Origin of the sequence: Pseudomonas sp. JV245A (assembly GCF_032424515.1) — a bacterium.
GTDB classification, from domain to species: Bacteria; Pseudomonadota; Gammaproteobacteria; order Pseudomonadales; family Pseudomonadaceae; genus Aquipseudomonas; species Aquipseudomonas protegens.
In genome coordinates, this window is record NZ_VYKE01000055.1 from 1 (window position 1) to 12,276 (window position 12,276).

9 protein-coding genes are annotated in these 12,276 nt (G+C 64.9%); 2 read left to right on the forward strand and 7 right to left on the reverse strand.

Features of this window, described 5'->3' with window-relative positions:
* The coding region (putA, locus tag F6S12_RS16560) for a trifunctional transcriptional regulator/proline dehydrogenase/L-glutamate gamma-semialdehyde dehydrogenase (protein WP_315869104.1) at positions 1–2,748 on the reverse strand (2,748 nt) is incomplete at its 3' end.
* Positions 2,749–2,829: 81 nt separating this feature from the next.
* Between putA and F6S12_RS16565 the strand changes: the two genes are divergently transcribed.
* Positions 2,830–3,087, forward strand: a complete 258-nt coding sequence (locus F6S12_RS16565; RefSeq protein WP_134532534.1) for a hypothetical protein — start codon at positions 2,830–2,832, stop codon at positions 3,085–3,087.
* Between the two features lie 124 nt (positions 3,088–3,211).
* Positions 3,212–4,696, forward strand: coding sequence for a sodium/proline symporter PutP (gene putP / locus F6S12_RS16570; protein WP_011058869.1), 1,485 nt, complete (start codon positions 3,212–3,214; stop codon positions 4,694–4,696).
* Between the two features lie 184 nt (positions 4,697–4,880).
* On the opposite strand, the gene F6S12_RS16575 is transcribed toward putP, so the two are convergent.
* From F6S12_RS16575 to F6S12_RS16600, 6 genes are all read right to left on the reverse strand, one after another.
* A complete protein-coding gene (locus F6S12_RS16575; RefSeq protein WP_123431206.1) occupies positions 4,881–5,375 on the reverse strand; it encodes a DUF2165 family protein in 495 nt (164 codons plus the stop codon).
* Between the two features lie 108 nt (positions 5,376–5,483).
* Complete coding sequence (locus F6S12_RS16580) at positions 5,484–6,755, reverse strand: O-acetylhomoserine aminocarboxypropyltransferase/cysteine synthase family protein (protein ID WP_015633901.1); 1,272 nt, start codon at positions 6,753–6,755, stop codon at positions 5,484–5,486.
* Positions 6,756–7,004: 249 nt separating this feature from the next.
* Positions 7,005–8,429 (reverse strand): glycerol kinase, encoded by a 1,425-nt coding sequence (locus F6S12_RS16585; protein WP_315869105.1) that lies wholly within the window; start codon positions 8,427–8,429, stop codon positions 7,005–7,007.
* A gap of 2 nt (positions 8,430–8,431) precedes the next feature.
* Positions 8,432–9,688: an NAD(P)/FAD-dependent oxidoreductase gene (locus tag F6S12_RS16590; RefSeq protein WP_315869106.1), complete on the reverse strand. Its 1,257-nt coding sequence runs from the start codon at positions 9,686–9,688 to the stop codon at positions 8,432–8,434.
* Positions 9,675–11,081 (reverse strand): NAD(P)/FAD-dependent oxidoreductase, encoded by a 1,407-nt coding sequence (locus tag F6S12_RS16595; protein ID WP_015633904.1) that lies wholly within the window; start codon positions 11,079–11,081, stop codon positions 9,675–9,677. Before F6S12_RS16595 ends, F6S12_RS16590 begins: the two co-directional genes overlap by 14 nt.
* Positions 11,082–11,238: 157 nt before the next feature.
* Entirely contained in the window at positions 11,239–12,003 is a 765-nt protein-coding gene (locus tag F6S12_RS16600; RefSeq protein WP_011058875.1) for a DeoR/GlpR family DNA-binding transcription regulator, read from the reverse strand.
* Positions 12,004–12,276 lie beyond the last annotated feature (273 nt).

Consider the following 12,276-nt stretch of genomic DNA (forward strand, 5'->3'; position numbering starts at 1 on the left):
CGAGCAACGCTGGCCGGCACTGTCGAAGGCCGAGGACACCACGTCGATGACCACCTGTTCGGTCAGGGCCGAGGAGTCGACGATCATCGCGTTCTGGCCGCCGGTTTCGGCGATCAGCGGGATCGGCCGGCCCTGGTTGTCCAGGCGCCCGGCGATGTTGCGTTGCAGCAGGCGCGCAACTTCAGTGGAGCCGGTGAACATCACGCCCTTGACGCGCTCGTCACCCACCAGGCGGGCACCGACGCTTTCGCCCTGGCCCGGCAGCAGTTGCAGCACGCCTTCGGGAATCCCGGCTTCGAGCAGCAGGCGCACGGCCTGGGCGGCTACCAGCGGAGTCTGTTCGGCCGGTTTGGCCAGGACCGGGTTGCCGGCAGCCAAGGCTGCGGCGACCTGGCCACTGAAGATTGCCAGCGGGAAGTTCCATGGGCTGATGCACACCACCGGGCCCAGCGGACGGTGGGCGTCGTTGCTGAAGTCGTTGCGGGCCTGCACCGCGTAGTAGCGCAGGAAGTCCACGGCTTCACGCACTTCGGCGATGGCGTTGGCGAAGGTCTTGCCGGCTTCGCGGGCCAGCAGGCCCATCAGCGGCTGGATCTCGCCTTCCATCAGGTCGGCGGCGCGTTCCAGGATTGCAGCGCGTTCGGCCGGCGGAGTGGCCTGCCAGATCGGTGCGGCGTTGAGGGCGCACTGGATGGCGTTGTCGACGTCTTCCACCGTGGCTTCCTGGACGTGGCCCACCACATCGCGATGGTCCGACGGGTTGAGTACCGGCGCCGGGGTTTCGCTGCTGGCGGCGCAACCGAGCATCGGTGCGGCTTTCCAGTTGTTGTGGGCGGTGGCCAGCAGGGCGCAGGACAGCGACGCCAGGCGGTGTTCGTTGGCCATGTCGATGCCGGCGGAGTTGGCCCGCTCGGCGCCATACAGGTCACGCGGCAGCGGAATGCGCGGGTGCGGCAGGCCGAAGCCGCCTTCCAGGGTGGCCATCTGTTCGATCTGGGTCACCGGATCGGCCACCAGTTCCTGGATCGAGATCGACTGGTCGGCTATACGGTTGACGAACGAGGTGTTGGCGCCGTTTTCCAGCAGCCGGCGTACCAGGTAGGCCAGCAGGGTTTCGTGGGTGCCCACCGGTGCATAGACGCGGCATGGACGGTTCAGCTTGCCCTCGGCAACCTTGCCCACCACTTGCTCGTACAGCGGTTCGCCCATGCCGTGCAGGCACTGGAACTCGTACTGGCCGGGGTAATAGTTCTGACCGGCAATGTGGTAGATCGCCGACAGGGTGTGGGCGTTGTGGGTGGCGAACTGCGGGTAGATGACTTCCGGCACCGACAGCAGCTTGCGTGCGCAGGCGATGTAGGAAACGTCGGTGTACACCTTGCGGGTGTAGACCGGATAGCCTTCCAGGCCTTCGACCTGGGCGCGCTTGATCTCGCTGTCCCAGTAGGCGCCTTTCACCAGGCGGATCATCAGGCGGTGACGGCTGCGACGGGCCAGATCGATGACATAGTCGATCACGTACGGGCAGCGCTTCTGGTAGGCCTGGATCACGAAGCCGATACCGTTCCAGCCGGTCAGTTGCGGCTCGAAGCACAGGCGCTCCAGCAGGTCCAGGGACAGCTCCAGGCGGTCGGCTTCCTCGGCGTCGATGTTCAGGCCGATGTCGTACTGCTTGGCCAGCAGGGTCAGGGACAGCAGGCGCGGGTACAGCTCTTCCATCACGCGCTCGTACTGGGCGCGGCTGTAGCGCGGGTGCAGGGCCGAGAGCTTGATGGAGATGCCCGGGCCTTCATAGATGCCGCGACCGTGGGAGGCCTTGCCGATGGAGTGGATGGCCTGCTCGTAGGACGCGAGGTACTTCTGTGCGTCGTGCTCGGTCAGTGCGGCTTCGCCGAGCATGTCGTAGGAATAGCGGAAGCCCTTGGCTTCGAACTTGCTGGCGTTGGCCAGGGCTTCGGCGATGGTTTCGCCGGTGACGAACTGTTCGCCCATCAAGCGCATGGCCATGTCCACGCCCTTGCGGATCATCGGCTCGCCGCTCTTGCCGATGATGCGGCTCAGGGAGGAGGTCAGGCCGGCCTCGTTGTGGGTCGACACCAGCTTGCCGGTGAGCAGCAGGCCCCAGGTGGCGGCGTTGACGAACAGCGATGGGCTGTTGCCCAGGTGCGGCTGCCAGTTGCCGGTGCTGATCTTGTCGCGGATCAGCGCGTCACGGGTGCCCTTGTCGGGGATGCGCAGCAGAGCCTCGGCCAGGCACATCAGCGCCACGCCTTCCTGGGACGACAGGGAGAATTCCTGCAGCAGGCCCTGGACGATACCGGCACGGCCGCCGGCGCTCTTCTGGTTACGCAGCTTCTCGGCGATCGAGGCGGCCAGCTTGTTGGCCGCTTCGGCGGTGGCGGCCGGCAGGCGAGCCTGCTCCAGCAGCATCGGCACCACTTCCGGTTCCGGGCGGCGGTAGGCGGCGGTGATCGAGGCGCGCAGCACCGACTGCGGGAGAATGCTTTCGGCGAACTCCAGGAAGCATTGGTGAGCGTGATCGGTCTGTACCTCGCCGGCATCCTCGCCGTCTTTGGCGGTGGCACTGCTCAGCTCGGTCAGGGTTGCACCACCCTCGAGTTTTTCCAGGTAATTGAAAATCGCCTGCTTGATCAGCCAGTGCGGCGTACGATCGATCGAGGCCGCGGCGGCCTTGAGGCGCTCGCGGGTAGGGTCGTCGAGTTTGACCCCGAGGGTGGTGGTAGCCATATTTTTATCCTCATGTTTGCCACGCACGTGTGGCATCAGCTGGCGGCAAGATTATCCGCGCACTGCAATAGGTGCAACCGGGTGCAACCCATTTTTAGCTGGAAAAAGAAGCAGCTTGTCAGGAATAAAATTCCTGCACGGAGTGGCTTGCCTCCTACTGGTGCCTTTACTTCTGAAAACGCCATTTTTTGCTCCAAAAAGGAGCAAAAGCGTCGTCAACGACCAGTTTTTGGACAAGGTGCAACTGATTCGGCGCAAATTGGTTGCACCTTGTTCGTCTTGTTGCATAGGATTCGCGGCCAAGGTGCAACCGTCCTGCAGGACTGGTTCATCGGCTGATGGCTTTCCTGGGGAAACATCAGTCATAAATGCGCGGCCCGCCTGATCGTCTCCCAAGCGTCATCGTTTGGCGGCGGGTGGCAGTGGCCGCCGCACCATAAAAACAAAGCCAGGGCGTAACTCAATGAGTGCAAGCAATCCAACCTTGATCACCTTCGTGATCTACATCGCGGCAATGGTGCTGATCGGCTTCATGGCCTATCGCTCCACCAACAACCTTTCCGACTACATTCTTGGCGGCCGCAGCCTCGGCAGCGTGGTCACCGCGCTTTCCGCCGGTGCTTCCGACATGAGTGGCTGGCTGCTGATGGGCCTGCCGGGCGCCATCTACATGTCCGGTCTTTCGGAAAGCTGGATCGCCATCGGCCTGATCGTCGGTGCCTACCTCAACTGGCTGTTCGTGGCCGGCCGCCTGCGGGTGCAGACCGAACACAACGGTGACGCGCTGACCCTGCCGGACTACTTCTCCAGCCGCTTTGAAGACAAGAGCGGCCTGCTGCGGATCATCTCTGCGGTGGTGATCCTGGTGTTCTTCACCATCTACTGCGCCTCCGGCATCGTCGCCGGTGCCCGCCTGTTCGAAAGCACTTTCGGCATGCCCTACGAGACAGCGCTGTGGGCCGGTGCGGCGGCAACCATTGCCTACACCTTCGTGGGTGGTTTCCTGGCAGTGAGCTGGACCGATACCGTCCAGGCCACGCTGATGATCTTCGCTCTGATCCTGACGCCGATCATCGTGCTGCTGGCGACCGGTGGTGTGGACACCACCTTCCTGGCCATCGAAGCCAAGGACCCGACCAATTTCGACATGCTCAAGAACACCACCTTCATCGGCGTCATCTCGCTGATGGGCTGGGGCCTGGGCTACTTCGGCCAGCCGCATATCCTGGCGCGCTTCATGGCCGCCGATTCGGTGAAGTCGATTGCCAAGGCCCGTCGCATCTCCATGACCTGGATGATCCTGTGCCTGGGCGGCACCGTGGCGGTGGGCTTCTTCGGTATCGCCTATTTCTCGGCGCACCCTGAGGTGGCCGGCCCTGTGACCGAAAACCCTGAGCGGGTGTTCATCGAACTGGCCAAGCTGCTGTTCAACCCGTGGATCGCGGGTGTGCTGCTGTCGGCCATCCTGGCGGCAGTCATGAGTACCCTGAGCTGCCAGCTGCTGGTGTGCTCCAGTGCCCTGACCGAAGACTTCTACAAAGCCTTCCTGCGCAAGCACGCTTCCCAGCTGGAACTGGTGTGGGTCGGCCGCGCCATGGTGCTGGTGGTGGCGCTGATCGCCATTGCCATGGCCGCCAACCCGGAAAACCGCGTGCTGGGCCTGGTGAGCTATGCCTGGGCCGGGTTCGGCGCGGCCTTCGGCCCCGTGGTACTGATTTCGGTGATCTGGAAAGGCATGACCCGTGACGGCGCGCTGGCCGGCATCATCGTCGGTGCCGTCACCGTGATCCTGTGGAAGCATTTCGCTCTGCTGGGCCTGTACGAAATCATCCCGGGCTTCATCTTCGCCAGCCTGGCAATCCTGCTGGTGAGCAAGATGGGCACGCCGAGCGCCGGCATGGTCCAGCGCTTCGAAGCGGCCGAGAAGGATTTCAAGCTCAACCACTGAGTGCGTAAATCCTGCCCTGATTCCCCGGGGCGCTGAAGAACGGCCCGCTGCGTCACCGCAGCGGGCCGTTTTTTTTGCGTCCCGTAGCCGCTGCCGCAGGCTGCTAACGAGGGGCGCTCGGAGGGACCGCAAGGCCCTGCGGGCCTTTGCGCAGCCTCGCCATGGCTCGGCTGCGGTTACAGGGTCAGTGCAGCTCGGTGTCGGGCTGGTTGAGGAATATCAGTACGCCCAGGATCGCCATGTAGAACTTGAACGCCGCGTCCTGGCCGTTCCAGGCCTTGGACTGCCACATCATGAACCACTCGCCGCCGACCACCATGAAACCGAAGAACCAGACGCAGAAGCCCAGGCAGAAGCCGGCAATGGCCCAGCGCTTGGCGCGGTTGAAGTCGCTGGCGACACCGTGCCGGGCCAGCCACAGGTGCAGGGCGCCAAACACCAGCAGCGCGCCGGTCAGGGCTTCGCCGGCGATGATCAGCCAGTAACCGGCATTCCACAGCAGCGGCAAGGTCAGGGCGCGGTCGGTGGCGCTGTTGCCGGGGAAGACGCTGTCCATGCTCAGCACGTGCTGGACAAAGGCGAAGTTGGAACCGTAGTCGCTGATGTTGTTGTAGGCCACCAGCAGGGCGAAAGCCGCCACTGCCAGGGTCATGGTGATCTTGACGTAACGCACAATCATGTCGGGTTCCTTTGCGGGTGATCAAGGGTCCTGGGGGCTGGAGAGGGGAGAGGCGTGGGTGCCAACGCGCTAGGCAATGGCCCTGGCGCAGAACGCCAGGGCCGGGGATCAGGCTTGTTGCAGTGCCTGGTCCAGGTCTTCGAGCAGGTCTTCGATGGCCTCGATGCCTACCGAGAGACGGATCATCTCCGGCTTGACCCCGGCCTTGGCCTGCTCTTCTTCGTTCATCTGCCGGTGGGTGGTGGATGCCGGGTGGCAAGCCAGGGACTTGGCGTCGCCGATGTTCACCAGGCGCTTGAAGATCTGCAGCGCATCGTAGAAGCGCACGCCTGCGGCATAGCCGCCCTTGAGGCCGAAGGAGAGGATCGCCGACGGCTTGCCCTGCATGTATTTGCGCGCCAGTTCATGGTGCGGGTGGTCGGGCAGGCCGGCGTAGCTGACCCAGGCCACCAGCGGGTGGGCCTTGAGGAACTGCGCCACCTTGAGGGCGTTGTCGGTGTGGCGCTCCATGCGCAGGGCCAGGGTTTCCAGGCCTTGCAGCAACAGGAAGGCGTTCATCGGCGCCAATGCTGCGCCGGTGTTGCGCAGCGGCACGGTGCGGGCCCGGGCGATAAAGGCGGCGGGGCCGAACTTCTCGGTGTAGACCACGCCGTGGTAGGCCGGCTCCGGGGTGTTGAGGCTGGCGAACTTCTGCGGGTGGTCGGCCCAGGGGAAGTTGCCGCTGTCGACGATCACCCCGCCCAGGGAGTTGCCGTGGCCGCCGACGTACTTGGTCACCGAGTGCACCACGATGTCGGCGCCGAACTGGATCGGCTTGCACAGGATCGGCGTGGCCACGGTGTTGTCCACCATCAGTGGCACGTTACGGGCGTGGGCGGCCTGGGCCAGGCCCTCGATATCGACGATGTTGCCCGCGGGGTTGCCGATGCTCTCGCAGTACACCAGCTTGGTCTTGTCGTCGATCAGCTCGGCAATGGCCTCGGCCGAGTCGTCCCGGGCGAAGCGTACTTCGACCCCGAAGCTGGGCAGCAGGTGGGCGAACAGGGTGTAGGTGCCGCCGTACAGCTGGGGCGTGGAGACGATATTGTCCCCAGCCTGGGTCAGGGTCTGGATCGCGTAGTGGATGGCGGCACTGCCGGCGGCCACCGCCAGCCCGGCGATCCCGCCTTCCAGGGCGGCCATGCGCTGTTCCAGCACATCGTTGGTGGGGTTCATGATGCGGGTGTAGATGTTGCCGGGCACATCGAGGTTGAACAGGTCAGCGCCGTGCTGGGCGTTGTCGAACTCGAAGGCGACGTTCTGGTAGATGGGCACGGCCACGGCCTTGGTGGTCGGGTCCGACTTGAATCCATGGTGCAGCGCAATCGTTGCGTCTTTCATAAATCCTCGACTAAGGGCTTGTCACCAAGCGGTAACAGACCCTGGCTAATCCATTAATGAGCACAGCCAGGCAGGTCGTGTGCCCGCGCAGCAGTCAGTGGTCCCGTGTGTCTGAGTCGCCAGCAACCGCTTGATGTGCCCGCCGCTTGGCCGCGGGCAGGCGCGTCAGTGTCCAATAGGCGCGGCGGATGGGCAAGGGTCCCGAGGTGCGGCAGGAAAGGGCCGGCCATCCATGGCCGGCGGGCTGTTTCAGTGCGGCTGGGACCAGCCCTGGGAGCGCTTGACCGCGGCGCTGAAGGTGCAGCGCCAGGCGTCTGCCGTGGCCCGGTCGATACGCGGCCGGTAGTCGGTGCGGGTGTTGTCCAGCTCTGGCAACTCCAGCCCCAGGCCGCGGGCGGCAAGGGCGGCGCAGCCCAGGGCGGTGAGTTCGTCGAAGCGCTGGGTGACGATGGTGCGTTGCAGGATATCGGCCAGGAACTGGGCGAAATACGGGCTGCGGGCCAGGCCGCCGTCAATCGACAACTGGTCGGTGACGTTGAGGTGATCGTCCATCGCCGTGATCACTTCGGCGCTGCGCAGGGCCACGCCTTCCAGTACCGCCTGGCACAGGTCCTGGCGAGTGGTGGCGGCGTTCATGCCGATCCATACCGCCCCGGCACTGCGGTCCCAGTGCGGGCAGGCAAGCCCGGACAAGGCCGGGACAAACGCCAGCTCGCGGGAAATCGCCGGTGGCTGATCGAAGGCTGCCAGTTCCGAGAAATCGCTGAACAGGCCCAGGCGCCCGGCCCATTCCACTGCGGCGCTGGCGTCGTACACGCCACCGTCCATGGCATACACCGGTTTGCCGTCGGCCTGCCAGGCGACGGTGGCCAGCAGGCCTTTCTCCGGGGCGCGAATGATCTGTTCGCCTGTGACTGTCAGGGCGAAGGCGCCGGTGCCGAAGGTGATCTTGGCGTCCCCCGGCTCCCGGCAGCCGTGACCGTACAGCGAGGCTTGCTGGTCGACCACCGAGGCGCTGATGGGGGTCTGGCCGATGCGTCCGAAGTCGCCGACCGTGGCGCGGATTTCCGGCAGGGCCTGCAGGGGCACGCCGAACAGCTGGCACAACTGCGGGTCCCACTGGCCGGTGGCGAGATTCATCAGCGAGGTGCGCGAGGCGGTGGTGATGTCTGTGGCGTAGACCCCGGTCAGGCGATCGAGAAAGTAGGCATCGGTGGTGCCTAGGCGCAGGCGGCCGGCACTCAGGGCGGCCTGTGCCGCCGGCAGGTTGTCGACGATCCAGGCCAGCTTGCTGGCGGAGAAGTAGGCATCCAGGGGCAGCCCGGCCCGCTTCAGGGTCAGGGCTTCGGCGCCGCTGGCGCGCAGTTCTTCGATGCGCGCCGCGCTGCGGTTGTCCTGCCAGACGATCACCGGCGACAGCGGCGCGCCACTGACGGCGTCCCAGGCCAGGCAACTTTCACCCTGGTTGGCCAGGCCGATGGCGTCGACCCGGCCGGTGGCTTCCAGGCAGCGTTGCAGGTTGGCCAGCAGCTCCAGCGGGTCGTGTTCGACCCAGCCCGGGCGCGGGTGATGCTGCTGGTGGCGCAGCGCCAGTTGGATATCGGCACGGCCTTGCATGTCCACGACCAGTACGCGGGTGCTGGTGGTGCCCTGGTCAAGTGCGGCTATTCGCATGGTCATTTCTCTTGTTGTGGGACGGCCTGGTCGATGCAGATGTCCAGTTGGTCGAAATGTTCCGGCAGGTGCAGGTCCTTGATGGGGATCAGCAGGCGCCGTTCCGGCAGTGCCGAGACCGGTCGGCTCCAGAGCTCCAGGCCCAGGGCGCGGACCCGCAGGGTGCCACTGACCGCCTGGCTGACCCGCAACTGGATGTGCGCCAGGCCCGCCAGCTCGCCGCGCACCAGGCGGCCCGGCACGCCGAGCTTGATCGGGGCGGCGTACTTCAGGGTCAGGGCGTCATTGGCATCGGGTAGCTGGCCGCTCAGGGCCAGGGCCATCAGGCTGCCGATGCGCCGCCCTTCGCGGTAGGACCAGCCGGCCGTCTCGATTGGCCGCAGCAGGTTGCCGGCGGCAAAGTAGGCCGGGTCCGAACAGCGGCCGTACTGGTCGATCTTCGGCCCCCCGCTGCCATTGTCCAGTTGCAGGTGGCTCAGGCGCACCAGGCTCGACTCCGGGGTGAACTGGCCGGTGAGCAGCACGCCGTCGCAGGAAATGTCGCGAACCTGGCCATCGGCCAGGCGCACCCGGGCCGACTCCACCCGGCCACACCCATTGATCGCCAGCAGCTCGGCGCCAAAGTGCATGGGGATGCCCAGCAACCTTGGGAACACCGACAGCGGCCAGCGGGTGGTGGCTCGTTTATTGGCTTCCAGCACCGCCACCGGACGGATACCGGCGCGTCGGCAACTGAGTACGGCAGACAGGCTGACCAGTTCGGTGCCGATGATCAGGGGCCGCTCGAAAGGCTTGAGGTGCTGCACATAGAGGAAGTTCTGCAAGGCCCCGGTGTTGATCACCCCCACCGGGCGGTCGCCGGACAGCAGGCGTGCCGAGCGCGGGGTTTCCCGGGCGCCGGTGGCGATCAGCACCTTCTGTGCCTGGATCTGCCGTGGCCCGTCTGGAGTGGCCAGGCGCAACAGGCCGCCGGGTTCCAGGCTGACCACCGTGTGTCGCAGCAGCAGGATCACGCCGGCTTTCAGCGCGGCTTCGACATTGCGCCGGGCATAGGCCGGGCCGCTGAGAAGGCGCTGGTACTCGCGCATGCCGAAGGGCGGGTGGGCACAGTGCCGGGGAATGCCGCCGGCTTCGCTTTCACGTTCGATGACAATCACCGGGCCGATACCCTGGCGCCGCAGTTCGATGGCCGCGGCCAGGCCCGCCGGGCCGCTGCCGATAATGGCCGCTTCGGCCTGAAGAAGTTCAGTGCTGTTCATGGCAACGACCTGTGGCAAGAGGGACGGCCAGTTGGCTGGCGCTGAGTTCGGCGACCTGGGCCGAGCAATAGAAACCCTGGCAGCGGCCCATGCAGGCGCGGGTGCGGCGCTTGAGCCCGCCCAGGTCGCCAGGTGGCAGGGGGCTGTGCAGGGCGCTTTCTATTTCGCGCCGGGTCACCAGTTCGCAATGGCAGACGATTTCGCCATAGCCGGGGCGCTGCCAGTCGCGGGGCAAGTGCTCCGCCAGATTGGGCATCTGTGGCCAGACCGGTTCGCGCACCGGCTGGTGCTGGCGGCGCTGGCTGTACAGGCCGTAGACATGCCGGGCAATACCCAGGGCGGCGGTGAGCCCGGTGGAGCGGATGCCGCCGACGGTGATCCAGTGCCGGGCGTGGTCGGCCTGGATCCGGTACTCCTTCTTTTCGCTGGCGGGGCGCAGCCCGGCGTAGGTGGCGGTGACCGGCATCCCGGCGAGGGCGGGAATCCGCTCCACGGCGGCATCGATCAGGCTTTGCAGGGTCGGGCCGTCGAGCCCCGCATGCACGCGGTCCTCCTGCTCTTCGGCGGTGGGGCCCACCAGCAGGTTGCCGTACACCGTGCGGGTCAGGACTATGCCCTTGGTGCGCTCGTTGGGTACCGGCAGGACGATGCGCTCCAGCAGTGTGGCCGCGGCCTTGTCGAAGACCACGAACTGGCCCTTGCGCGGCATGATGCGAAATTCGCTGTGGCCCAGCAGGTTGTGTTCCAGGGTGTCGCCGAACAGCCCGGCGCAGTTGATCACCTGGGCGCTGCGCAGGGTGCCCCGGTTGGTGTGCAGGGTCCAGGCGTCGCCATCGAACTGGCCTTGCTGCACCTCGCATTGCAACTGTACGCGGGCGCCATGGGCCATGGCCTGCTGCAGGTAACCCAGGGGGGCGGACCAGGGGTCGATCAGGTGCTCGTCGGGGACCAGTACCGCGCCCACGGCGTGATTGGCCAGGTGCGGCTCCAGGGCGAGGATCTCGCTGCGTTCCAGCAGGCGTACGTTGTCTACCCCATTGGCCTGGGCCTGGGCGAGGATCCCCGGCAGCCTGGCCTGGTCCTCGGCGTTCCAGGCCACTACCAGCGCGCCACTCTTGAGCAGTGGCAGGTTCATGGCCGAGTGGATTTCCAGGTATTCCTGGTAGCCGGCCTGCATGCACTGCAGTTCCAGGCTGCCACTGGGGGCGTCGAAGCCGGTGTGCAGGATGGCGCTGTTGGCCTTGCTGGCGCCGGAGAGAATGTCGCTGCCCTTTTCCAGCAGCACCACCCGTGCGCCTTCGAGGGCGAAGCGCCGGGCCATGGCGCAACCGACGACCCCGCCACCGACGATGGCCACATCGAAAGTCACATTGTTCGGATAAAGTTCGGTCATATAAATGCCTGTTTCCTGCGGTAACACCCAAGGATCTGTGCAGGAATCAAAGCATAATGCGGGCCATGATTGTTGTTTTTATTTTCTATTCGGTCATATATCGGTCATTTGGTTGTGGTTTTTGGTGGTGGCCATCACCTGTGGCAACGGCCCTGGTTCAGGGCTGTGGCACCAGATGCACCTCCACGCCCGCTTTCTCCAGGGCCGCCAGCAGCTCCGGGCCGGGCTGGCGGTCGATCACCAGGCGGTCTATGCGCTCCAGCGGGAACACCTTGAACAGGCCGCGGCGTTCCAGCTTCGAGGAATCGGCGATCACCGTCAGCTGGCGGGCCTGGGCAATCATCGCGCGGGCCACTTCGGCTTCTTCGATGGAGAAGTCCATGGCGCCGTCTTCATTCAGCGCGCCAATGGTGATCACCGCGTGCTCGGCGTTGAAACGGGTGATCTGTTCCAGGGCCAGGGTGCCGACGTTCTGTGTCGAGTCGGGGCGATATTCACCACCGATCATGAACACCCGATTGCCCGACTCGCCAATGCAGCCGGCAATCGGCAGGGAGTTGGTGATCACCGTCAGGCGGGTGTGCTGCGCCAGTTCCCGAGCGAAGAACAGGGTGGTGGTGCCGGTATCGATGAAGATGCTGTCGCCCGCGCAGAACAGGCCGGCGGCGTAGCGGCCGATGGCGCGCTTCTCCTGGGCGTGTTCGTTCATGCGGGTCTGGAAGGTGTTTTCGTGCTCGCCGGTAGGGGGCAGGGCCGCGCCACCGTGGAACTTGGTGACCAGGCCGCTTTCCGCCAGGTCGCTGAGGTCGCGGCGGATGGTTTCCTGGGACGTGGCAGTGATGCGCGCCAGCTCTTCCACAGAAATCCGCTCCCGTTGCCGCAGGAGTTCGAGAATGTGCTGTCGTCGTTCGTTGGGGCGCATGGTGTTTTCCGTTTAGTGGTACTTCGCCACACAAATGGGCATTTTTTGTTACTTACGCACACTCCTGGTTCAGGAATGTGCTTATTCGGTCAAATTCGATGGAAAAGTTAAGCATTTACTTGCACGTTTCACAATGGCCTGCAGTCATGGGGTTGGCTCATGACCCACGGCAGGTCGAGCCAATGTTGCGAAAGTGTATTGACCGAAATATGGTTGTTTTAAAGTAAAAACCACAACTAATACACATTGTGGCACGGGATGTGCCCTGTGTTT